The organism is bacterium (assembly GCA_016786595.1).
Classification (GTDB): Bacteria; Bdellovibrionota_C; UBA2361; order SZUA-149; family JAEUWB01; genus JAEUWB01.
On record JAEUWB010000006.1, the window covers coordinates 32,749 to 56,609 of the forward strand.

Sequence of the window (23,861 nt, forward strand, 5' to 3'; positions counted from 1 at the left end):
GCTAAATAGTAAAATTTATTTTGAATGCAAATTAGCATCCTTTGTAAGGAGTGTCATCAGACTTGGAGTCACGCGAAAACCCCTAATTTATAGAGATTCCAACAGATTCAAACAGCAGAAAAACTGAAGCATAACCTAGTCTAGCAGGGAATATTAGGTATGCGCGCATATCTGCTACAATTCGTATTGTTTTGCTTATCTCTAACTTTGTCTGCGTCTGCCGTTTTAAGTCAAGATGCAGGCAGCGGTGCGAGTGCATATCAACCACTTTCAAGTTATAATTTCCCGATCAATCTCGAGGACCCTGGCTCGGACCGTGAATACATTGAATCGATTTCATCTGAAATTTTCGAAAATCAAATAAATTCCTTGCCAGAGACTGTGCTTTCGGCAGAGCGAAAACAAATACTGCTCAGCCGACTTTTATATGAAGGCTATTTCTATTTATTACCAACTGAGCGTCTCGACTATCTAGCTTTGTGGACAGGCGATGTTAACGAAAAACAACTAATCAGAGGTCTCGAAGAGAGTGCAGCAGGTTCAATCACTTGGTTACTTAGCTGGTTGCCAGAGTCATGCAATCCTCTAGGGGGCGATGCGGTTGTCTGCGAGAAAGATCGTCCTTCAGAATCAGACCGCGCAGAGTCGGACAAAGAAGAGCTGAAACAACTTTTAGATGAATACATGCAGATCTGGGGACGGTTTGTACACTACGCAGTTACAGGCAATTGCATGCGCGACAATTATGGCACAGCCAGAACACGACTGGCGATTAAGAAATGTTGGCGCGAAGTCGACCTCGAATTGCTCTATAACGAAATCTGGTCAGACCTCTACGAGTTCAGAAACTACACGTCTTTCACAAAAGAAGAACGCAAACGAATCGCTGATATTCACAAAATTTCCGCCGAATTACTAGCGCAAAGCGACCGTCAAGCCTGGATCAACATTGGACTCTTAGAGGTTGAAATACTCTCTTGGGTCATCCCGTTTCGCTTGGGCGGCCTAGCGAGCGCGCCGCTTAAAGCTGTCGGTCTTGCAGCCTTACGCAGCAGCAGACTGACACCTTGGGTTTATGGATTTGTAATCTGGTTTACACGGGCGGAAAAAGTCATGCATACGTTTAGTATTGGCTTGCTCAAGGGTGCACAAGTAAGCCTATCGGAGATGTTTTATTATTCCTCTGTACGTCTTAAGTCTAAACTGGCAAAAGATCTTGTCCAGACTTTTGGGTCAGTCGCACACAAACTAGGAACAGACGAGATGTTCCTGAGGATGCTGAAAGTGAATTCCAATAAGAATGAGGCGACTATTAGAAGTGAGCTAAGCCGGCGTGTTTCGAGTTTACTTTCGCAAACGAGATATATTAACCCCAAATATATTCGAAAAATTAAATCCCCGATCGCAAAACAACATGCTGAATATTTATTAGCAGAACGTCATGGTGGAATATTCTCAATCGAAACTGATACAATCATGATTTCCGAAATCAGCCGACATCCTGGCAAAGCATTCCTGCATGAAATGCTTCACGGTCTTTCTCCTAACTTAGCCGCAGAATACCATCGTTTACCAAAAATTTACGAGGGAGCGACAGAATTTACTACGAATCGATTTTGGACAAAGTGGGGCTATCAACTACCACAGGAAACAAGAGCATACGAGAGCGAGGTGGCAGTATGGAACTCAATTTTGAACGCAATTAAGCGCGGTCAAGGCAAAGGTATAATCCAAGATCTGACGCCAGCTGACCAAATTGGCATGCGCTATCTTTTCGTTAAACCCATGTATGAAATCGATAGACTACTTACTCCAGGCCTGAAAAAATCAGCAAAGATTGATTCACCGATTAAGCATATTGAAAAATTATTAGAGCAAAATAACGGCTCAGCATGGGAGTCCGCGATGGATTTTATTGATGAGCTTTACCGTTAGTGAGATTACATCAGATATGAAATTAAAAAAATCTTCACATTGCTTTTTCTCCACATACTTAGTCTGCTTCTTTGCTAGCTCACTTCTAGCCCAAGACCAAGAAGTCATTAGCAAACCAAAAATCCATCTTAATTCACGTAGTGGCAATACGACCGCAACAAGCGATAACGCTGCCGTAGGTGCCTCAATTGTAATTGAGGCCATAGAAAGCGACTACGATCTCGGTGCGCGTCTCGAAATTAAACCTAAAGACGTCGAGCATTACGACGTTGTAGCCTCTTACGCTCCTGATGGCGTTGGCGACGAAGTCAATAATGGCATTTGGACTTATACTGCAAATTACTTTGAAGTCGGTAAAGAATATGACATTCGTGCCAAGCTTTTTAGTCGTTCTGGCATTGAATCCGAGTATGCCGAAGCAAGCTTAAAAATGGAGCCTGCGGGGATATTGCCCTGCAGCGAGAACGAAATCGTCGATATCGAATTTGAAAATCTTGGTTCAGAAAAAAATCCCGTAACTGCGCTAAGCTGGCGACCAGTCTGCGCACGTGGCAGTTGGGGGCTTCTATCAGCGACAAGCTATCAAATTTATAAAAACGGCGTACTGATGCCTGAAATCGAACCGGGCAATACGGCTTATGTTTTTGAAGGCACTTTGGAGGGCGATAGCTTTGAAATCAAGGCCTACGGAGAAGAGCCTCCAAATACAAATCCAGGCGCAATCACCACCTGCCCACAGATTAAGCCGGCTTTTGCCACACGTGGCGCAAATGTTGAAGTAATCCGCTGCGAACGAGTTGGAAATTGGCTACGATCGATTGTGAAATTTGCTCCTTGGGCTTCGGGCTCAGGAGTTACGCACCCAACCGGATGGCTCTCCATGTCTTATAATGCTAACCCTCCATGGTACAATTACCCGCTGGGCTTTATTGCTCACCCCACAAACCAAAGTTGGCAAATTGCAAATGCCTATGCTCTTTGCGCCTCAAATGAAAATACAAATACAGATCCTTGGCAGGCTGTAAGTTGGAATTGTCCGGACCCTGAGATCAATAGCGCTGTTTATCCGATTACTCAGTCAAACTACTATTGGGTAAATTTCGATCTGACGAGCTCAACTTCAGGGGGTAATTCAGCTTGGCCAATCACAAAGACCGTGAGTCGCTAGTCAAAGCTTCATTAATGTCGAAAATGCCTCTCTCCGGTAAAGACCATTGCCACGTCTAACTCGTCCGCGCGGCAAATCACGTCTTCATCTTTAATTGAGCCGCCGGGCTGGACAAGAGATTTAATTCCAGCTGCAGCTAAATATTCAAGCGTATCAGAAAATGGTAAAAATGCATCCGATGCAGCAGCAGCGTCCTGGACATCAAAACCTTGGGCTTGGGCACGCTCAATTGCAAGTCGTGACGAATCAACACGACTCATCTGCCCAGCACCAATTCCAATCGCCTTGCCATCTTTGGCAATCACAATGGCATTAGACTTAACGTGCTTACAGACAACCCAAGCGAGACTTAAATCAGTGAGCTCTTGCGGCTTTGGTTTACGCTTCGTAACCTGACGCGCCTGAGTAAGGTCTACAAGCGCAGCATCGTTTTCTTGGAGTAAAATACGTCCAAAGACCAATCTTGGAGTCAGTTCGCCTTGAGAATACAGCTGATCGGTAATTTGGAGCACGCGCACGTTTTTCTTCTGCGCTAAAACTTCAAGCGCTTGCGGGGCAAATTTTGGTGCAATAATAACCTCAACAAAGCCTTCGATAATTGCCTGAGCTGTTAGCGCATCAAGCGTGCTTGTGGTTGCAATAATTCCACCAAAAGCGCTGACGGGATCGCAAGCTCGCGCTGCCTGAAAGGCTTCCAGTAAAGTTTTGCCACAGGCAACACCGCATGGATTGAGGTGCTTAATAATTGCAATACTCGGCTCGCTTGCGGCAACTTGATTAAGTTCTCGAGCAAGCTGCCAAGCTGCATCTGCATCAAGCAAGTTATTATAGGAAAGCTCCTTACCTTGTAGCTGTTTTAGCTCCGGGGCAGAAGTAGTATTGGCGATCTCATAAAGTGCGGCCAACTGGTGTGGATTCTCACCATAGCGTAGAGCTTGCGACTGCTTGAGAGTAAAGTTTTCCACGCCACCAAGCGTCATTGCCTTGCCTTCGGCGTTAACTAATTTCTCGTTTAAGGATAAGTAGCGCGCAATTGCGCCATCATAGGCAGCAGTGAAAGTAAAAACCTTAGCGGCAAGCTCACGGCGTAGCTCCAAGGAGATTTTCCCTCCCGAGCTAAGCTCCAACTGCACCCGTGGGTAATCTTTTGGATCGATTAAGACCACTACGTCTTTGAAATTTTTTGCTGCAGCCCTTAACATTGCGGGGCCACCGATATCAATAAATTCAATTAAAGATTGATGCTCGGGATCGCCAGCATTAATCGTTTCACGGACTTTCTGCAAAAAGGGATAGAGATTAACGATCACATAATCAATTGGACCGGCATCAAGCGCTTGCAAATCTTGCATATGCTGCGCAGAGTCGCGTCGGGCTAAAATGCCGCCATGGATCTTCGGTGTCAGAGTCTTGACACGACCATCCATAATTTCGGGTTGTCCAGTATACTCACTAACCGCTGTGACCGCCACACCTGAGTCACGTAATACTTCGGCAGTATTACCCGTAGAAAGAATCTTTACGCCGCGCTGCTCAAGAAATCTTGCAAACTCAACCGCTCCGGACTTGTCGGTTAGACTTATTAATGCGTAACTATTCATTGCACTACCTTGATTGTGATTATACCAATTGCCAAAAAGTTTTCGGATAACGAAACTTTCTTCAAGTTAAGACTAGCGTAAAACAGCAAAAATTTTAGGATCTTTCAAGCTTCCTCGAATAGACTTCTTTCGAATGAGGATTATAACAACAGCTTAACATCTGGATATGATTGAGCAAATAAGGAAAATTTTTAAAAATTTTCAATCTTCTATCGAAAGAAGTCTATTTTGTTTTTTTCCATTTTTCTTGCGAAAAATGGATCATTAAACGTCTTTTGAATTTTTAATTCAAAAGACGTTTAATAAGCAGGGAGTCTGGGCAATCACTAGGGTGCAAGTTGCTTGACGGCGCGCTCAAGGCGGAAACGTTGTTCCTCGGGATGTGGCACTTTATTAGTAAATTCTTTATAGCTTTTCAACAGGCCACTACGCTCTGCCAACAACTCGCGCTTGCGACTGGCGCGAATATCCGGTGGTAATACTCCGGTGCCCTTAATAATCCCGACTAAACGATTTAGCAAATCAACGCGACTCTGCAAGTCGCTCTTGATCAGCAGCGCATCAGCCATTTCAGTAGAAAATTTATTGAGCACCTGATCGACGCCTTTTTTCATGACTTGCTTGAACTTAGCCAATTCGGTTTCAAGTTCTCGACCAAGCTGCGCCATGCGAGCTGCAGCGGCATCATCACTTAAGTTGCTGCGCCAACGCTCGACCGCATCAAGATATTGCAAAGAAATTGTTTTATAGGTCGCTCGCGCGCGCTCAACTTCAGCACTCTCCTGCGAAAGTTCTGGACCAAGTTGGTCGATTGCTTGTTGATCTAAATTTGTCTTGCGATCAAGCCAGAGGTAATAGCGCCTGCGTAAATCATCGTATTTCTTGGAGACTTGATCGCTGGCCTTACGTGTAGTCACAATTTCATCCTCAACTCTCGAAGCCAGGTCTTCCAATTGCTTTGGTTCTGTTAAATCAAGAAACTTCAAACGTTCATCAATTAAGGTAATGCGTGAACGGATATCGACCTTACTGGCTACTAGCGAGGACTTTTCTGCGTCTGACATAATGCCAACCCGAGGAGCATTTTGCGTGATCACCCGCGTGCGCTTCGCTGCTTCCTGATTCCAATCGACAAGCTCCACAGCAGAGTTATTACCAAACCAAGTCATCTCCGTAGGAGCAGATTCAGAAACGTCAAGCCTTGTAGCAGCAAGCATCGCACGCTCAACCGCAGGGTCGCGTGCCAGTGCAGCATCGATCAAGTCGTTTCCTTGTGGATTTGAAACTTCGGCACCTTCAGGAACAACGGCAACCTGAGGCCAGCTTTGCTCGCTTGCTGAATTCGGCATTTCCGTAGTGGGAATTGGCGGAATTGGAGTGACATTAATCGGTAGCTGAGTTTGCTGAGTTGTTGTCGAATGCGCTTGGGGTTGGGTTACTTCCCCGACATTACTAACAGTTGAGCGGGCAATTTGGACTTGATTCTCACGGGCGCGTGGGTAGATCGCAATCACCGTTGCCAAGAGCGATAGCAATACTGCGCCGAGCACAAAATATTGAATCCGCTCCAATTGCTCGACATGCTCGCGACGGACTTCTGTTTTTTCTTTGCCCGTCTTATCTTTCTGTTCCTTCTTACCGGATTCAACTTCAGATTTCTCAATCCGTAAAGCTTCAACTTTTCCTTCTTTTGGCTTATGCGCCTGACTTGTACTCTTGGCCTGACCATTGGTTTCAAGTGTCGCCTGAGGTTTAGCTTGGACTGAGGCATCTTCAACTTGCTTAGCTTCCTCTTTTGGTGGGAGCTTAGGTTCAACTTCTACCGATTTTTGGTGATATTTAACTGTTGCTGAAGTGACAATCTCCAACTCATCTTCTTCGAGATCGGGCGCCGCTGAAGCGCCAAACCCTGTGACTTCAACCACCTCAACTGTGATGTTATCTGTTCCACCCCGCTGGTTTGCAACATCGACGAGATGCTTGGCTGCTTCACCTGGCTCATAATTGCCAATAATTTCGATCATCTCATCTGCAGTTACGAGATTATATAGTCCGTCACAGCAAAGCAGGAACTTATCACCCTTTTCAACCGTTTGAGATAAGAGGCGTAGTTCGACTTCGATTGCAGCTGTCGGACCAAGTGAACGGCTGAGCATGTGTGCGATTGGATGATTTGCTGCCTCTTCTTCTGAGATTGCCCCCGAATCAACAAGCTCTTGCACTAGCGTGTGATCTCGCGTGAGCTGGTAAATCGTTCGCCCCCGCAACATATAAATACGAGAGTCGCCAACATGGGCAATCATTGCACGTTGGCCAATTAAGCCCAGCGCTACTAAGGTCGTGCCCATTCCAGATAAATTTTCATTATCCTTACTGGCCTCAAAAATTGCGGAATTTGCTTTCTCGATCGAAGCACGCAGCGTCTGCTCCGTGATTAAACCGTCTTGGTTAACTGAATTTTTCGCTACGATATCAACCGCCATCGCAGAAGCCGTAGCCCCACCACGAGCCCCGCCCATTCCGTCGCAAACGATAAATAAATTTCCCTTAGTCGAACGCAAGTAGCCATAAGAATCTTGATTCTCGGTACGTTGCATCCCCACATCCGACTTGACGGCGAGCTTGAGCAGTAGATGCTCGGCACCTTGGGATTTAGCTGGGTCTTTTGTTAGGTCTTCTGCCATCTGTATTTAGACGACAAAACTAGCCGTAAAGGCTCACAAAAAGCTAGAGCCTTTTCAATTTGATTCTGATAATTTAAAACAACTCGTTTCAGCTGGTAACTAAGTGAGATTGCTATATTTTTTCGGAATACCTAAGAAACCTTTCGGACATAGGGGATGTTTCGAGTAACTTGAGCGCCAGCAATTTTCTTACGCGCTTTCTCAGCTTCTTGGCTCGTCAGGAATCCAGGAACCGTGATTTTATAGTAGGTCTTACCGTTCGAACGAGTCGGCACCATTGAAGCCGTATACCCAATCTTCTTTAAGCGTCGAACTGTAACCTCAGCTGATGACTTTGCCGGATCAGATGAAACTTGAATCGAATATGTTCCCTTCGATTTAACTTCAGACGTTTTGATTGTGCCTTGAGTGGTACTGCTTGCTGCTTGATTGACAAGGGCACTTTCCTGAGGACTGGGCTCCGCTGCAACCATTGCGCGCGCTTGCTTCAAATCGACTGCTTCAGCCTGGTGCTGCTCAGCGACAACTGTTTCAACAGGCTCTGTGCTAGCAGCCTTCATTTCTGGCACTACCTGGGCAGCTTCGATACTCGATACTGAAGATAATTGAACGGGCTTACTTGGCGCCAGGGTGGCTTCTTGTTGATGACTGGCGACTTGAATTGTCTGCGCCGGCAAAGTCGAAGCGTTGGAAATCGTCTGGGCTCCTGCTACTTGTGCCGGGGCATCGAGATTTGAAGTTGCAGCCTGATACTCTTCAGCAATAGTTTTTGCAAGCTGAGTATGTTCCTGATTTCGTTCTACTGCAACCTCATTCAGTGGCAACTTCACGGCAAAACGCTCACTCTCTGAAAGCACTCGAGTCAAAGCCCTTTTTTCACCAGTTTCAAGGCCGATGAAAAAAACTACAGTTGCAGCAGCAACTGTTAGCAAACCAGTCATTAATACTTGTAGCCAGGTAATTGAAATTGAATCTGAAGTTTTCACGGCGTTTACTCCTCTCCGTTATGTGCCAACATGCTTAACCGATATAGTACGGAGCTGCTAGAGCTGACAAGGGCTAAATTACTCAGAAATTTCTCGATAATTTACCCTCAGTGTCCGGAGCAAAAATCTAGCTAACTCATGGACGATATTAGTGATTAGACGGTATTTTGAGTTTGTATTTAATGCTAACTCAGCTCGGACTTTTGGCGAATTATAGTAATAAAAGAACGCTCGCCCCAGATTTACAATTTCGCGGACCAAGATCTCGGGCTGGCGTAAGCGCTGTGCCAATTCAAAATTATGCCGCACCGCAAAAAGCGTTGTCCAAAGTGGTAAAAATTCTAAACAGCCAAAGAGCTGAAGAGGATTCAATCGACCAATGAGTTCACGCCGCGTTTTCTCATCGAGTGTATACTGACTGCTTTGATTTAAAAAATACTTAATAAACCACGGAATGTTTCTTCGCCCATTCAGATTTTTTAAATAGGCATTTGCATCCAGTTCGCGGTCTGCAATTAGCGCTAGTGCCATCAAATAATCATTGGCAGAAAAAGCTGCAACATCCCCGCGGACCTGCACTAGCAATTCAAGTGGTTCAAAATTTATCGAGCGGATGAGTTGGCGCAAATCTATTGGACTTATCACTGCAGTGCTGACTTGTAATCGACTCAAGAGCGCTTCCCATGGTTGCTCTAACACTAAGAGCAAGAATTGCTGCTTCCAATTGTCTGTCGCAGTCGCATTGAGAAATCCCTGCCCTCCGCGCATTAATGTAAAATTTTTGCTACCGGCAAAGCCTTGAATGATGCGCTCTGAAATTTCTACCGGCGATACAAGCCGTTGCAGTTGCGCGCGATATAGTTTGGCCAATTTAAACGGAGCACTCGAACTAATGTCACCCTCTCCAGGGATGTCACAAACACGCACTCCCGGAAATTCCGGCGTGCGCTTTAAGGTCTCTGCTTGCAATTCCTGGCCATAGAGCGTAGCGATAATTGCACTTAATTCCTCGGCAAAATCGAGATGCATAAAATTTAAACTTTTCCATGTAAGTCGAGCGCGATCTCTCGTTCAGACCTACTGACCTTTCCACTTAATAAAAATTCGAGTAATGCCGCTACAGGTAAATCTTTAAAAAGCTCCGCAAGCCAGCCAAGCCAACCCGTAGCATTCTCTTCGACTGTCAAACGATCGAGCCGCCCTAGATCAAGCTGCGGCAGGATTTGCTTGAGTATTCCACGCTGCGCCAAACTCTTGAGCACAACTAGAACCCTTTCTTCTTCTAAGCATTTTCTGAATTCAGAAAAAATTCGCTCCGGTGGCAGCCGTTTTATAAAATTTTGATTCACCGCCTGCGTAAATAAATCTTCGGTTTCGGTTGCAAAACTAAACCCTAAGCGCGTAGCAAAACGAATTCCCCGTAGCAGCCGCGCTGGGTCGTCCACAAAGCTTTGATCGTGAAGCACACGTAAAACTTTTAGCTGCAAGTCATGCTGCCCTGCGTGTAAATCAACGAGGGTAGTAAAATCCTCGGCCTTCAAGCTCAATGCCATCGCATTGATTGTAAAATCGCGTCGTGCCAAGTCTTGCGTTAAGTTTCCAGGAAAAACAATTGGCGGCAATCCCGCTTCCGGATATGTTTCACGGCGCGAACTAGCAAAATCAATTTCCTTAAAATTCATTACCCAAGGATCTGCAAATTGAAATTTAACGGTATTGTAGCGCTTGAAACTAAGCATTTTTATTGACCTAGCAAGGCCTTGGCTCGTCTCGACAAATATTTCCGTCCAACTCTCTTTTAGACTTGCGCACAGTTTCGCAGCATCACCTACTACTAATAAATCAATTTCGCGTGGCATTAACCCCAGCAGCAAATCGCGCACAGGGCCGCCTACTAAATAAAGGTCCGTTTGATTCCGAGCAAAAAAGTTGCCCAGGATTTTTAAGCTTGGCGCTAAATCATGCGGGATTTCAACTTTCTGCAGCATGCTAATTTAATTTACTCTCAGCCGTGATGTAAGACTTGGCGCGCTCGATAATTTTCTCAGGAACACCTGCAAGTTTTGCAACCTCAAGTCCATAACTCTTATCAGCCGCGCGGTCCTCGATGCGATGGGTGAAAACAAGATGCCCCGCCTGCTCGCGCACACCGACAGAAATACAAAATGCCGCACGCTTACTTAAAGGCAAAGCATTTAGTTCATGAAAATGTGTCGCAAAAATTGTGAGGGCTTGGGCCTCGTCATGCAGCCACTCAGCAATCGAGCGAGCCAAAGCCAGACCATCACTAGTTGCTGTGCCACGGCCAATTTCATCAATTAAAACTAGTGACCGTGACGTGGCTTTGCGAATAATCGTGGCAGCCTCTCGCATTTCAACCATAAAAGTTGAGTCCCCACGAGCCAAGTCATCGGCTGTTCCGATACGAGTGAAAATCCGGTCAACCAAGGACAAGCGTGCTTTTGTCGCAGGCACAAAAGATCCAATCTGAGCGAGCAATTGTATGACACCAATTTGTCGCAAATACGTAGACTTTCCACCCATATTAGGTCCGGAAAGCACGGCAAAACGTCGCTTCTCACCGTCGAGTTCGGCTTCGTTCGGCACGAATGCATGTGCACCAATAATATTTTCAACAACTGGATGCCGCCCACCAACAATACTAATCTTGGGTGCTTTACTAAATTCCGGACGCACGTAATTGCGACTGCGCGCGAGACTTGCAAAATTAGTAATCACATCAATCAGTGCAATCACCTGCGCAGACTGCTGGATTCGTGAAGCGTGCTGGGAAACTTCGCTGCGTAATGCAGTAAACAAATCGCGCTCAAGGTCGGCAGCTTTTCCCCGAGCAGAAAGTAGCTTAACTTCGATTTCTTTGAGCTCTTGTGTGACAAAACGCTCTGCGTTAACGAGTGTTTGCTTACGTTCAAAGTAATCAGGTATTTTTCCATCGGCTGGCTTCAAATGGGTTTTTGTGACTTCGATAAAATAACCAAAGACAGAGTTGTATTTGACTTTTAAACTCTGAATCCCCGTGGCTAAACGCTCCTTTTGCTCTAATCCAAGCAGGATGCTTTTCCCATCATCACAAAGCGTGCGCAGCTCATCGAGCTGGGAATTGTAGCCCGGATTAAAAATTCCCCCATCGCTAAGTTTTACAGGAGCATCTTCGCGAAGCGCAGTATTTAAAAGCGTTGCTAAATCCTCGAGCGCATCAAAATTTATCCCAAGTTGCTGCAGCAAATGTGCCTGTGAATTCTTAAATATCTCCTTAAGGCCTGGAAAAAGTCGTAGCGACTCTCCCAGCATTACTAAGTCTCTTGGACTAGCTCGACCATTTGTCACGCGGGTTAAGATTCTCTCCAAATCACGAATTCCAGATAGAATCGCCTGGATTTTCTGCATGTCATGCAGACGGTTGACGAGTTCAGCAACTGCGTCAAGGCGGTTTTCAATTTCAGCAAGATTCGTGCTCGGAGCAAGAAGAACTGAACGTAAAAAACGATTGCCCATTGGGGTCTTAGTGCGATTGATATGCTCGAAAAGTGAATTTTTTCGCTCGCCATCAATTCGTGCCTCGAATAATTCCAAATTGCGACGCGTTGAAGCATCGATCACTGTGCCAGTGCTGCGATCAATTAAGCGTGCTTCGAAGATCGAAAATGGTTTACCACAAGCAGTTTCTTCGAGATAACTCACCAACGAGTCAACTAGGAGCGTGCGCTCGAGATCTGCATCTACCAGCAGCGATTTTAATCCACGGGTTGAGGCAAATTTCTCAAGAACATCATGCTTTGGTCGTAAATTATAAGGGCGCAGCACAAATGGGATGTGCCGATCCGAAAAATACGTTTTTAATTCCTTAATCCACTCTGGCGCCGGGCTCGCATTAATTGTTGCCGGCAAAATTGCCTCGCGTGGAGAAATTTGCTCAATTAAATCCAATAATTCTTCTGGCGTTTCAGCGGTAGCAAGCTGCAAAGTTCCCAGTGAAATATCAATAAATCCTAGTTCAGCTCCCTTTCGTGCTGTGGGTAAAACCACGCAAAGAAAATTAAATTGCGTATCTGTGAGTCCGTCACCTTCAAAGCGCACCCCAGGGGTAACAATGCGTGTGATTTCACGGCGCACGATTGTCTTGCCTTTTGCGTTCAGCTCTGTTTCATCAAGTTGGGAAACAAACAAGCAACTAATTCCCGCATCGAGCAATTTGGGCACGTAATTATCAACGGCATGCAACGGAACCCCGCACATCGGCGTTGCACTCTCGTCATTCTTATCACGAGAAGTCAGTCGAATACTTAAAATTTCAGCGACTGTTTTTGCGTCTTCAAAAAAGATCTCGTAAAAATCTCCAACTTGATAAAGCACAACATGGTTTGGGTTTGCGTTTTTAACTTCTAAATAATGCTTGAGCATCGGGGCCAGCTGGACTTGGTCGACTTGGCTCAATTCTTTTGTCGGCGAGAAGAGATCGTCTGGGGCTGCTGCGGTCGTGGCTAGCGGTGGAAGCGCACTCTTTTGCACAGTATCTGGCTTTGCCTGCTTATTATTATGCTGAATTAATTCTTCAAAAGATAACTGCGACATTGTAAGGTAACTTTATTTGCAATAACTCCGCTGTTGATTATATCTGCTATACCCGTTGTCAAAAGTTTTCTCTGTTAACGAAACTTTCGTCAACGGGTATGTGTGTCCAGTAAAATCAGTTTACTGAACGGTTAGACTGAGTGCCTAACCCATAGCTTAAACAACAGATATTTTGGCACAGTCTACACAAAATGTATCAATATGCCCAGGGCAGCTCGCCTGCGAGCTGTAGCTTCGAGCCTGAATCAATCCCCTCCCGCTCAGCAATACCACCTAGCACTTCAAATACAAATTTTGCTGGCCCAGTACTTTCTCGTGAAGTCGTCGAAAAAGGTTCCGCAGCATGCACAACATTGACAACGATCAGCTTGGAATCAATAAAAATTAGGTCCAATGGGATCTCAGTATTTTTCATCCAAAATGATCGTTGCTCTTCCACCGGGAAAATAAAAAACATGCCATAGTTACTGGGCAAGCTCTGACGAAACATCAAACCGCGCTGGCGCTCCTCAGGGCTGCGTGCGAATTCAACATCGAATCGCTGCGATTGCTTACCCTGGGCATTTTCGAAATAGAGAAATTGCGTGTGGATTTTTTGCTTGGAAGCGTTATCCTCAGGAGCAAACGCGATCAACCACAGACCAAGCCCAAAGCTGACTAGCCCGAGCGTCACGTACTTGTAAAATCTCTTATTGAGCAACTTTCTTGAGCTCATTCATCAATTCAGGTACGGCAGTAAACAAGTCTGCCACCAAGCCATAATCTGCGACTTCAAAAATCGGCGCTTCAGGATCTTTATTAATTGCAACAACAACTTTAGAATCTTTCATGCCAGCTAAATGTTGAATTGCTCCTGAAATTCCAACGGCAAGATAAAGCTGTGGAGCCACAACCTTACCGGTCTGACCAACTTGCCAATCATTTGGGGCGTAACCGGAGTCAACCGCAGCTCGGCTTGCTCCAACAGCCGCGCCCAAGGCGTCAGCTAAAGGTACAATCACCTGGTCAAAGCTCTCCTTTGACTTAAGCGCACGTCCACCGCTGACAACGCGCTCTGCTTCTGTCAGCTCTGGGCGCTCACTCTTCAGGCCTTCAAATCGCACAAACTGCTGACTATTATTCGTAGCTAAATTCAAGAGTGCCGACTCGACTGACGCTACGCTAGATAGTTTCGGGGCAGGTTCAAATGCGGTCGATCGCACAGTAATCACCTGTCTTGGAGTTGTCAGTTCAACTGTGGCGATAATATTTCCTGCATACATCAATCGTTTGAACTGCCGGTTTGGCAAAAATGCGATCACGTCGCTGGCCTGAGCGCAATCAAATTGAGCAGCAACTCGTGGGGCCAAATCTTTTCCTCGCGCGGTTGCAAGAAAAAGCACCGCGTCGGCCTTTGTTTTCTCGACCACCTGCGCAACTGCGGCTTCATGAGTAAGTGCAAGATAGGGCTCGAGTGCAGCGTCTTCAGCGAAGAAAACTTGATCCAATCCATAACTGGCTAGTTCCTCAGCTAATGCTGGGGAATTACTTGCAGCTGGGATGAAAGCAATTAGACTTGAATATCCATGCACACTTTTTGCTTGTAACGCTGCGCCAACAGTAGTTAAGGCTGACTTACTAAGCTTTGTACTACTGCCGCTGGCTTCAATATAAACTAATAACTTCATATCAACCTACTAGATTACCTTTGCCTCGTGATGTAAACGCTCAACTAACTCTTGAACAGACTGCACTTTAACGCCAGCCTTTCTACCTGCGGGCATTTCCAGTTTGAGAACTTTTACTTTAGGACCAAGCGCTGCGAGCCCCAAGGACTCAAGCGTATATGCATCGAGCGGCTTTTTCTTAGCTTTTACAATATTTGGTAGCGAAGGATAACGTGGCTCGTTCAAACGTAAGTCCGTAGTCACTACAGCTGGAAGTGAAATCTTAATTGTCTCAAGTCCGCCGTCGACTTCGCGAGTGACTTCTGCACTTGACCAATCTTCGGCAACTACAAGCTTAGAAGCAAAGGTTGCCTGTGCTTGATTAAGTCGGCACGCTAAAAGTTGTCCAGTTTGATTTGCATCAGAATCAATCGCCTGCTTGCCCATAATCACTAGTGCAGGAGCTTCTTTTCTTATCACTGCGGCAAGCACCTGCGAAGCAAAGTCGGAGTCAATCTCAAGATCGGTCAGCACATGAATTGCGCGGTCTGCACCCATCGCCAAAGCAGATCGTAACTGCTCGCTCACAGCTTCCGCGCCCACGGTAGTCACAACCACCTCGCAATTGCCTCCGCGAGCTTCCTTAATGCGGATTGCTTCTTCAACTGCAATTTCATCAAAGGGGTTAATAATCCACTTAATGCCTTCGGTCTGGATGCCCGAACCATCGGGTTTAATTTTAATTTTGGCCTGGTAATCAGGGACGCGTTTAATCGGAACTAAAATTTTACTCATAAGTTATTTATTTTCTCAAAAGAACTCAGCATCGCGAGTGACCGCAGCTACTGTAGCGATGACAAGCTTCGTGACTTACCGCATTATCAGTCGCTCTGCAATTTCTCGCTGTTCTCTGAGGACATCTTGGAGGTTTTTCTCACTCGTTAAGGGGTTAGCCAAAACAACTCGAAAAACCGTAGTCGGCTGGCCAGAAAATTCAATCTGCGTGCGCGAAACAAAACTTTTTCCGGCTTCACGCTGTTCTTTCTGTATTTGCACAGTGAGTTCATTTAATTGAGCATTTGACAGCGAACCATCTCCGCAAAAGCGATAAGTTAAAAGATTTAATTCCGGCGGGCTAATCAGCTCAAAGTCTGCTTCAGCGTCAATCATTTCCGCAAAAAGCTTAGCTTTAGCAACGCCTTGATCGATCAACAAGGCATAACCTTGCTGACCAATAATCTTTAAGGCCGCATCCACCAAGAGCGCCATTCCAGGTCGTGACCCTTCGAGGGACCTGCGCCCGAGATCTCGCGAACCTTCGCGAATAATATACTGCGCGCTTTGCTCAATTGCCTTTAAGGCTGTTGGATCTTTAAATAAAACCATGCCTGCACCCATCGGCACATAGAGTTGTTTATGCGCATCAATCGTTACAGAATCTGCAGATTCAATCCCGGCTACGAGTTTACGATGCTGTTTTGAAAATAGCGTCGGTCCACCCCACGCGGCATCGACATGAAAGTGACAACGCTGTTCACGCGCAATCTCAGCCAACTCTGGCAGTGGATCAATATTCCCCGTCTCCGTTGTCCCGGCGATGCCGATGATGGCGAGTAATCCAACCTTTGAGTTTTTTAGTTGCGCGATTTGATCACGCAAAGCTTTGATCTCGATTTTATTTTGGGCATTTGTTGCGATGCGCACGAGATTGTTTTTTCCAAGCCCAAGTAAATCTATCGCCTTATCGAGTGAATAATGGCCGCGCTGGGAAACAAGGACGGCAAGCTGCTCCAGCCCGTGTGCCTTTAAGCCTGCAGCAAGACCATCTTCCATCACCCCGCGGAAATTCCTGCGCGGACAAAGGAGTTGATTTCGTGCAACCCAAAGTGCTGTCATATTTGCAATCGTGCCGCCCGAGCAAAAAACTCCGAGGCTCTTTTCGCGGTCTTGCTGGAAAGTGCGATAGAACTCTTCACTTTCAGCATAAACCAATCGGTGCAACATCCCGAGAACTTGCCGCTCAAGCGGGGTAAAAACTTTTGATGTTTCGACTTTAACTAAATTTTGATTGAGGGCGAGCATGATTTTAGCCAGCGGCAGCATGAAATACGGGACCGCCGAGGTCATGTGTCCGATAAAGCTTGGAGCGGCAGTATGTACTGAGTGCGGCACAACCTGCTCGAGCAAATAGTCGGCATGATCGGAAACAAATCGTGGGGCTTCAGGAATTACTGAATCCAAGAATTGACGCTCGATTTCTTCAATCGGGGTATTCGTTGCGACTAAATAGGTTTGCAGAAATTGCCCGACATTTTCGGAAATTTCACGCTCAATTTTAGCTAACGTCGAATTGCCTGATTCCGGCACAGTAAAAATTCTGTGCAGTGTCTCTAAGTTTGCAAGAGCAGGCTTTTCGAGTGGCGCATGCATTAACGTAAAAATTCTCTAGCAATCACTAAACGTTGGATTTGACTTGTGCCCTCGTAGATTTGCATCAATTTAGCATCTCGCATTAACTTCTCTACAGGGTAATCTTTAGTATAACCGTACCCACCAAAAATTTGCACAGCGTCTACTGCAACCTTCATCGCCGCATCCGCCGCAAAGCGTTTGGCCATCGAAGATTCTAAGGTATTCGGCTTAGCCGCATCAGCTAGAGCAGCAGCATTTAGCGATAATAGCCGCGATGCTTCAATTTCTGTGACCATATCTGCCAACATAAACTGAATGCCCTGAAAATGCGCAATTGCTTCGCCAAATTGCTTACGGTCCAAGGCATAACTGCGCGCACATTCCACCGCACGAGCACCAATTCCAACCGCAATCATCGCTGTTAGTGGGCGCGTGATGTCAAGTGTCTGCATCGCGATCCTAAACCCTTCCCCTTCGTTGCCAATCCGCTGGTCCTCGGGAATAAAAACTTTATCAAAAATAATTGGTGTTGTGTTGGAGGCGCGCTGGCCAAGCTTGTCTTCGTGCTTGCCACGAGTCACGCCAACTGCACTTGCAGGAACAACAACGCAAGTAATGCCTTTATGTTTTAAGCTTTTATCGAGCGTTGCAAACACAGTGTACTGAGCTGCATAGCCGCCATTGGTAATCCACTGCTTTGCTCCAGTCAGGAGATACCCACCTTCGACTTTATCAAGCTTAGTTGACATTCCCGCGACATCTGACCCCGCACCTGGTTCACTCAGACAAAAAGATGCCAAGTGCTTTTGTGCAGCAAGCTCGCCAACAAATCGTTTTCTTTGCGCTGCTGTGCCCGCAAGCACAATCGGAGTCAGCGCCAAATCATTCGCTAAACAAGAAGTTGCAATCCCTGCACAGCCCCAAGCTAGGGCTTCAACTACATGCGCAGCTTGTAGATTCGTAAGCCCGATTCCCCCATCTTGCTCGGGGATGATTAAATTTACCAATCCCTGATCGTAGGCCTTGGCGATAACTTTTTCGGGAAAACTCCCAGATCGATCAAAATCTGCCGCAATCGGCACAATTACTTTTTCGGCAAATTGCCGTGCTGCGGTTTTGAAGGCTAAGTCTACTTCAGAAATAATATTACTCATGGATAACCTTAATACTAAACGTGTTACTTAAAATATAGTTCTTCTGCGCCGTCAGCAAAGATCAAGATCTGGCTAGGGGTTACCATGTAGACCTGTTGTCCGGGCTTACGCGTTTGCCAGCGCGGGTGATACGCATAGTTAATCAGCACTGGACCTGATGCTTTAAAGCGCAGGCTTTCAGATTCTTTGACGATTTCAACTGGGTTCACTGCCTGATTGCTCAACCCGAGCTCGTGAATAAGGTCAGCAAATAGCTTGCGTTCCTCCCGGCTCTCCAAACCAGTCACCTGGAAAAAAGGCTTTTTTGAACGGGTTACTGTACTATATTCGCCATTGATCACGATAATAGAACGATCATAAATTGACTCCTGCTCGTCAAGCCAATTTTGGTCAACTGGAAATTTACTGGGCACAGAAATAATCACAGCCGAAAGGTCTTTTTCACGCAGGTCGACGTTGTGCTGGTGATCGTAAATTACAGGATAATCGAGTAAGCGGTTATCCGTAAACCACTTTTCACTAAACTCACGAAAAGTCATCCCGCCTTGATCAACAAATAAAAATGGCTTGTGCTTAACGCTCAATACGAATTGATCCGGTCCATGAATTTCAAACAAACCATATTTACCTGAATAACGAACCAGCGAAAGGTTGGCATTTGGTTTGTTTGCATATCTTGCCCAGTAGCGTAGATAGCTTTTCGAGGAAGTTAAAATATAGCGTACGTTAAATAGGCGTAAACGTTCCAGGATCTCACCAGGTTTCATCCGGTTAAAAAAACTCGATTCAAGCAGTTTGCGTTCTCCCCAGCCTAAGGCATTACTATTTAATAAGAGTAGCGGGGTAATTAGCTGGGCCGCTGGAGCAGATTCTGCCAAGAGGCCCGGCAATACTGGGCGGTCCAGTAGCAGCGGAATTAAGCTTGAGAAAAAATGCGGCGAGCCCAGATTAAAGTAAGACGCTGCAGTGCCCTCGATGGCAATTCTTCCAGAATCTGGCAGCGTTTCCAACTGCTGAAGAAAAGCCATGGCCTCCGTGTAATCGCGGTACTGTTCAATATGAAAATAGTAGGGCCGGCGCTCATGCGCATTAGCAAGATCTGAAGTGCGCACAGTCGCAACCAGCATCGCCCAGGCACACAACATCGCTACTACCACGCGATATTTGGATTTGAGTAAAATTGTTAAACCATAGGCACAGACGAAAATATGCAAACAAAAGATTGGTGCAAGGAATCGATAATAGTGCAGCTTGATTGTTAAAATCTCAGCAAGCCAATTACGTGGAACAACTAAGACAGATAACAGATAAAACCAGGCAAATAATTGTAGCCTAAAATTGCCGGCTCGTAGAAGCTGCACAAAGCCAACGAGCGCAGCAAGCATGAATAAGCAACCAGTCACTGGAAGATTAAGCAAGCCAACAATGCTTGGAGCCCGCAGGAACTCCGTGATCAGGCCCGCTCCTACTTCAGGGAATAATGCAATCAATGGGTCGACCAAGTCGTAGCTCAAACCAATTTTTTCGCCAGACGAAAGCCATAGATTCCTCGCTAAGGGAATCCACCACCAAGCACTGAGCACTAAGCCCAGAGCTGCCGAAGCTGCAATCCGCAAGCGTGTGGCTTGATCAAAAATAATCCAAATCAACAAAGTCAGTGCCGCAAATAACGCTGTCAACGGATGACAGAGAATTAATGCGGAAAAAATTATACCTCCGAAGACGATTCGCTGGCCATGTATCAAACCAAGTAAGACCACGAACAAAATCAAGCCAAGAAATGCAGTCACCTGCCCGTTGGCGATTACACTGACTAGGCCAATACCGGTATGTAAAAATTTCTCGCTGATTGTCAAAAACAAGCCGCCAAAAAGCAAGGCGCTGACTGCAACTTCACGCGATGAAAAAATCTTCCCTGCTGTCCAGTAGACCGCAGCTAGAAAAGCAAATGGCATTAAAAAAACTGTCAGATTAAAGCCGAACTCAGGGCTAATTTGCCCAGCCGATAAGTAGAAAAATAAATTCGAGATTAAATAAAAAAATGGGCCATAAAATGTAAAAGCAGAATAACCGGCAAACCAATTCGGGTCATAGCCATCGATTTTTCCGTGACTGATGTATTTGCGCATTAATTCTGAAAGATAAAAATGCGGCGTTAGGTCCCAGCCAGCAGGAATTGTATCAGCCAACATACCGTGTAGGCGGTAAATTAGTAAAAATATTACCCACAAAAAAACAAATCCGCCCATACACTTAAATGCAGAGGTTCGGCCCGGGCCAGGTTTAGATTGAGAAAGCGAATTTTCTTGCGGGGGCAAATTCATCAGCTTAGAGTTAACCAGTTTTTAGTATGGAAATAAAATTCCTCAACAAGTTAATAGATTACTCTCAGAGATTTCGCCACGCCAAATATCTGAAAATTATTATTGTGCTTTTTCTCGGAGTTATCTTAGCACTAACGATCACAAGTAGCTTGGGGCAACTTGGTCTAGCAGCACGCGTTCAGCCGGGCAAACTTTTGCAACTCTCACTTATTTCTTTAATTTTTTCCGTGCTCCGCGCAATCCAGTGGAATCAAGCTGCCTTAAACTATGGTCATCGCGAAGCGCTGAGCGCTTCGATTGGCACGCAATTTCGTGCTACCTTTGTCGACCTGACAGTTTTTCCGGCACGAATTTCTTCCGATATCTATCGCTATCAAACTCTCAGCGGCATCTCCGCTCCGGCGAAATTACGAACTGTAGCCACATATCGACTTTCGACAATGATTCCTCTGATCTTAGTTATTTTTTATGCGCTATGCTCCGAGGTCACAACAGAGATTTGGTCGCTGTTCTTGGCATTACTTGGACTGAGTGTGGGGCTTGTGATCTATAGAATTTTTCGCCGTTATAATTTTTTCAATAGCAGTGATTTAATTTTACTCGCTAAGCTTGCCGCGCTTGGAGTGCTGGCCTTATTGGTTGATCTTTTTAGGTCCTATTTATTGATCTCAACATTTACGGTGATGCCTTTTGCTGAATACGCCACTAAACATTTAATCGCGCAGGGGATTGGCGCCCTGAGTGGCCTACCGCTGGGTATTGGCGCAAAAGATCTGAGCTTGATTTACTTTTTTAAAAGCATTTTGACTTCTCCTCAGGTTGGCGCATTTATCGCAGTGCAGCGGCTTACGGGAGAGCTTTTAGGAGCTTTTCTAGGATTCCTACTATCTCTTAAACATAAGTAATTCAGTTACTTAGAGCGCTTACTCGTTGCTACAGTTTTTTAATATTTCTTAAGTCACCCAGCTGCTCGTGAGGGGCATAACGGTGTTGGAGAATTTAGGATGTAAGGGAACCATGCATAGCTTGAATCATCGGCTGAAAATCACAACTTTAATCGCAGCAGCATTGATTAATTTCTCTCTGACGAATCCTTCCTTTGCAGACGAGATTAAACGCTACATCGTGTTTAAAAACCAAAGCAGGTCAGTCCTAGCGGCAACTTCTCAGCGGATTCTCGCCCAGGCGCAAGAGCGAACAACCTTAGCTCATCTCTCCTCAGAGATTGTCAGCATCACAGCAGAGCAAGCAAGTGCTTTAGCTGGCGATGCAAATGTCACTGAAGTAATCGCCGATCGCGAAATCAAACTAGTACGTGACCCCAACGACCCACTTTATATCAATGGCTACCAATGGGGGCTTTCACAAATTAATGCACAAGGTCTTTGGGATAGTTCGACAAATACCTCAAGTGTTGTGATTGCTAATCTTGATACTGGAGTGGATTATACGCATCCGGATCTTGCGCCGAGTATCTGGAGAAATACGGCCGAAATTTCTAATAATGGCGTGGATGATGACGGCAATGGCTTGATTGACGATCTCATCGGGTTTGATTTTGCCGATAACGATGCTAATCCAATTGACCTCGATGGTCACGGCACAGGAACAGCGGGGATCTCTGCGGCACGTGGGAATGACGGCTATGGAATGACGGGCGTTTCGTGGCAATCGAAAATTATTCCGCTCAAAGTTTTTTCTGACAATGGGCAAGGTTTTCTTTCGGCCGTATTGCAGTCGATCAACTATGTCATTCATTTAAAATCTACGGGTAAGGCCAATATCGCGCTACTAAATATGTCCTTTGGTTACCAGGGCTATTCCAAAGCCATCGAAAATGCCTTTGCTGCACTTGATGCCTACGGAATCGTAGCTATTGCTGCAGCCGGCAACGAAGCAGTTAATAATGATTCGAGCCGCCATGCGCTTTATCCTGCTAGTTTCGACTTACCAAATATGATCTCAGTCGCAGCGAGCACCGAGAATGGCACTTTGGCATCCTTTAGCAATTACGGCTTGCGTTCGGTTGACCTTGCTGCCCCGGGAACGAACATCGCAATGCCGGTGCCGCTGAGCTATGGTTGGCAGACTCCATTTGGGCTCGCCGATGGCACTTCATTTTCGGCACCGATTGTTTCAGGCGTTGTCGCCCATATGCTTTCCCAGAATCCAGGCCTTACTCCATTACAAATCCGGGCGATTTTAAATAAAACGGTGACCCAAACTCCATCATTTCAAGGTAAAACTGTATCAGCTGGGGTTGTCAACGCTTCCAGGGCAGTGCAAGCATCAGTTAATCTTCCACTTGCTCGGGTCACCGGCAAGAGCACTGCGCGCGTTGGTCGACGCAACAAGAATTTAGCGGGAGTGAAGGTGCGACTTGTCAGCGAAGATGGGCGCCTTGCTTATGAAACAAAGACAAATAGCTCTGGGCGCTATACTTTCAGCAACATCCCGCCAGGAAACTATTATTTAAGTCCATCACGAAGAAACTATCGTTTTACCCGTTCGAACTACACAACCGGCGATATTATGGGTGGCACAGTTGAGGTTAAATTCTCAGCACGTCGGCGCCGTTAGACAATTTGGCCCTATCCTCGCCCGCACTTGGCAATTTCATCAGAAACTGGCATTTAGTATTTTTAAGTTGTTCTCTGTCATTTCCTAAACTCTAGGATCGTCTATTTCGAGTAGAAGATTTATTTCCCGATTGTTAGGACGGTTGCTGCATAGCTACGTTCTCGCAATTGGGATGACATGTATCAAGGTTTTACCGATCGCATTGTATCTAGAAATTACGGCATCAAATTCATCTTGTAGCGATTTGAGTTTTTCCGCGAATTCAGGACGAAAAATTCAAACCGCCGCAAGGTGACGCCACGCTAACCCCATAGAGGGTGAGTGGCGGGAGAGCATCATTATGTCTGAAGAAATACAAGAAAAATTTGACCCTAAAGCTACCCTGCGCCAAGCAGTTGAGTTCGTTGCCAAGCATGCTGACGGATACCCAACAGTCGAGGGCCAGCCGCATCTGGCGAGCTTGCTTCGAAGCGTCAAAAAGGCGATCGAGGGAAATCTCAAAATCGTCGAGGACCAAGCAACTCAAGGCGATTTTCCCAACCAGGCGACAACGCTGATGTTTGCCCTCGAAGGAATTATCGCGCGCGTCTCAAGTTACAGCCCGCTTAACGACTGGCTTAGAGTCGATACGGAACAGCAAGAGGCTTTTATTCTCCAATGTCAGCACGTTGTTGAATACCTGCGCAAACTCCACGCCTTTCTCAATGAAAAAGTTGAGCAAGGTTGGGTCGGCAAAGGCGGCGGCACGCCCGGTATCGGATGAATACCTTGCAAGGGC

General features: G+C 46.0%; 17 protein-coding genes. 5 read left to right on the forward strand and 12 right to left on the reverse strand.

Features of this window, described 5'->3' with window-relative positions; genetic code table 11:
• The first annotated feature begins 159 nt into the window (after nt 1–159).
• Nucleotides 160–1,935, forward strand: a complete 1,776-nt coding sequence (locus JNK13_01665; GenBank protein ID MBL7661435.1) for a hypothetical protein — start codon at nt 160–162, stop codon at nt 1,933–1,935.
• Nucleotides 1,936–1,951: 16 nt separating this feature from the next.
• A complete protein-coding gene (locus tag JNK13_01670; protein MBL7661436.1) occupies nt 1,952–3,103 on the forward strand; it encodes a hypothetical protein in 1,152 nt (383 codons plus the stop codon).
• 11 nt (nt 3,104–3,114) lie between these two features.
• Here JNK13_01670 and purH read toward each other — a convergent pair whose 3' ends face one another.
• From purH to JNK13_01730, 12 genes are all read right to left on the reverse strand, one after another.
• Nucleotides 3,115–4,704, reverse strand: a complete 1,590-nt coding sequence (gene purH / locus JNK13_01675; GenBank protein MBL7661437.1) for a bifunctional phosphoribosylaminoimidazolecarboxamide formyltransferase/IMP cyclohydrolase — start codon at nt 4,702–4,704, stop codon at nt 3,115–3,117.
• A 326-nt stretch (nt 4,705–5,030) separates the two neighbouring features.
• Complete coding sequence (locus JNK13_01680; GenBank protein MBL7661438.1) at nt 5,031–7,388, reverse strand: Stp1/IreP family PP2C-type Ser/Thr phosphatase; 2,358 nt, start codon at nt 7,386–7,388, stop codon at nt 5,031–5,033.
• A 131-nt stretch (nt 7,389–7,519) separates the two neighbouring features.
• Nucleotides 7,520–8,374 (reverse strand): SPOR domain-containing protein, encoded by an 855-nt coding sequence (locus JNK13_01685; protein MBL7661439.1) that lies wholly within the window; start codon nt 8,372–8,374, stop codon nt 7,520–7,522.
• Nucleotides 8,375–8,452: 78 nt separating this feature from the next.
• Nucleotides 8,453–9,403 (reverse strand): hypothetical protein, encoded by a 951-nt coding sequence (locus JNK13_01690; GenBank protein ID MBL7661440.1) that lies wholly within the window; start codon nt 9,401–9,403, stop codon nt 8,453–8,455.
• Between the two features lie 5 nt (nt 9,404–9,408).
• On the reverse strand, nt 9,409–10,362 hold the full coding sequence (locus JNK13_01695) for a CCA tRNA nucleotidyltransferase (protein ID MBL7661441.1): 954 nt from the start codon (nt 10,360–10,362) through the stop codon (nt 9,409–9,411).
• Nucleotide 10,363: 1 nt separating this feature from the next.
• Nucleotides 10,364–12,967 carry a DNA mismatch repair protein MutS gene (mutS, locus tag JNK13_01700; protein ID MBL7661442.1) on the reverse strand — a complete coding sequence of 868 codons (2,604 nt, stop codon included), beginning with the start codon at nt 12,965–12,967 and terminating at the stop codon, nt 10,364–10,366.
• 196 nt (nt 12,968–13,163) lie between these two features.
• The gene (locus tag JNK13_01705) at nt 13,164–13,640 is read right to left on the reverse strand and encodes a DUF192 domain-containing protein (protein MBL7661443.1); all 477 of its coding nucleotides are present in this window, start codon (nt 13,638–13,640) and stop codon (nt 13,164–13,166) included.
• Between the two features lie 16 nt (nt 13,641–13,656).
• A complete protein-coding gene (locus JNK13_01710; GenBank protein MBL7661444.1) occupies nt 13,657–14,634 on the reverse strand; it encodes an electron transfer flavoprotein subunit alpha/FixB family protein in 978 nt (325 codons plus the stop codon).
• Nucleotides 14,635–14,643: 9 nt separating this feature from the next.
• On the reverse strand, nt 14,644–15,408 hold the full coding sequence (locus tag JNK13_01715; protein MBL7661445.1) for an electron transfer flavoprotein subunit beta/FixA family protein: 765 nt from the start codon (nt 15,406–15,408) through the stop codon (nt 14,644–14,646).
• A gap of 75 nt (nt 15,409–15,483) precedes the next feature.
• Nucleotides 15,484–17,043, reverse strand: coding sequence for a putative pyridoxal-dependent aspartate 1-decarboxylase (panP, locus tag JNK13_01720; GenBank protein ID MBL7661446.1), 1,560 nt, complete (start codon nt 17,041–17,043; stop codon nt 15,484–15,486).
• On the reverse strand, nt 17,043–18,179 hold the full coding sequence (locus JNK13_01725) for an acyl-CoA dehydrogenase family protein (protein ID MBL7661447.1): 1,137 nt from the start codon (nt 18,177–18,179) through the stop codon (nt 17,043–17,045). Before JNK13_01725 ends, panP begins: the two co-directional genes overlap by 1 nt.
• 23 nt (nt 18,180–18,202) lie before the next feature.
• Nucleotides 18,203–20,503, reverse strand: coding sequence for a hypothetical protein (locus JNK13_01730; protein MBL7661448.1), 2,301 nt, complete (start codon nt 20,501–20,503; stop codon nt 18,203–18,205).
• Between the two features lie 26 nt (nt 20,504–20,529).
• Here JNK13_01730 and JNK13_01735 point away from each other — a divergent pair, with 26 nt between their 5' ends.
• The 3 genes from JNK13_01735 (at nt 20,530) to JNK13_01745 (ending at nt 23,846) form a co-directional block, all read left to right on the forward strand.
• Nucleotides 20,530–21,408 (forward strand): hypothetical protein, encoded by an 879-nt coding sequence (locus tag JNK13_01735; GenBank protein ID MBL7661449.1) that lies wholly within the window; start codon nt 20,530–20,532, stop codon nt 21,406–21,408.
• 112 nt (nt 21,409–21,520) lie between these two features.
• Nucleotides 21,521–23,083 carry a S8 family serine peptidase gene (locus JNK13_01740; protein MBL7661450.1) on the forward strand — a complete coding sequence of 521 codons (1,563 nt, stop codon included), beginning with the start codon at nt 21,521–21,523 and terminating at the stop codon, nt 23,081–23,083.
• A gap of 340 nt (nt 23,084–23,423) precedes the next feature.
• Entirely contained in the window at nt 23,424–23,846 is a 423-nt protein-coding gene (locus tag JNK13_01745; GenBank protein MBL7661451.1) for a hypothetical protein, read from the forward strand.
• Nucleotides 23,847–23,861: the final 15 nt, after the last annotated feature.

What these genes read in the sequence shown, in the direction of transcription:
- JNK13_01665 (MBL7661435.1), top strand. Translation starts at nt 160, where the DNA reads ATGCGCGCATATCTGCTACAATTCGTATTGTTTTGCTTATCTCTAACT.
- JNK13_01670 (MBL7661436.1), top strand. Translation starts at nt 1,952, where the DNA reads ATGAAATTAAAAAAATCTTCACATTGCTTTTTCTCCACATACTTAGTC.
- purH (MBL7661437.1), bottom strand. Translation starts at nt 4,704, where the DNA reads ATGAATAGTTACGCATTAATAAGTCTAACCGACAAGTCCGGAGCGGTT.
- JNK13_01680 (MBL7661438.1), bottom strand. Translation starts at nt 7,388, where the DNA reads ATGGCAGAAGACCTAACAAAAGACCCAGCTAAATCCCAAGGTGCCGAG.
- JNK13_01690 (MBL7661440.1), bottom strand. Translation starts at nt 9,403, where the DNA reads ATGCATCTCGATTTTGCCGAGGAATTAAGTGCAATTATCGCTACGCTC.
- JNK13_01695 (MBL7661441.1), bottom strand. Translation starts at nt 10,362, where the DNA reads ATGCTGCAGAAAGTTGAAATCCCGCATGATTTAGCGCCAAGCTTAAAA.
- mutS (MBL7661442.1), bottom strand. Translation starts at nt 12,967, where the DNA reads ATGTCGCAGTTATCTTTTGAAGAATTAATTCAGCATAATAATAAGCAG.
- JNK13_01710 (MBL7661444.1), bottom strand. Translation starts at nt 14,634, where the DNA reads ATGAAGTTATTAGTTTATATTGAAGCCAGCGGCAGTAGTACAAAGCTT.
- JNK13_01715 (MBL7661445.1), bottom strand. Translation starts at nt 15,408, where the DNA reads ATGAGTAAAATTTTAGTTCCGATTAAACGCGTCCCTGATTACCAGGCC.
- panP (MBL7661446.1), bottom strand. Translation starts at nt 17,043, where the DNA reads ATGCATGCGCCACTCGAAAAGCCTGCTCTTGCAAACTTAGAGACACTG.
- JNK13_01725 (MBL7661447.1), bottom strand. Translation starts at nt 18,179, where the DNA reads ATGAGTAATATTATTTCTGAAGTAGACTTAGCCTTCAAAACCGCAGCA.
- JNK13_01730 (MBL7661448.1), bottom strand. Translation starts at nt 20,503, where the DNA reads ATGAATTTGCCCCCGCAAGAAAATTCGCTTTCTCAATCTAAACCTGGC.
- JNK13_01735 (MBL7661449.1), top strand. Translation starts at nt 20,530, where the DNA reads ATGGAAATAAAATTCCTCAACAAGTTAATAGATTACTCTCAGAGATTT.
- JNK13_01740 (MBL7661450.1), top strand. Translation starts at nt 21,521, where the DNA reads ATGCATAGCTTGAATCATCGGCTGAAAATCACAACTTTAATCGCAGCA.
- JNK13_01745 (MBL7661451.1), top strand. Translation starts at nt 23,424, where the DNA reads ATGTCTGAAGAAATACAAGAAAAATTTGACCCTAAAGCTACCCTGCGC.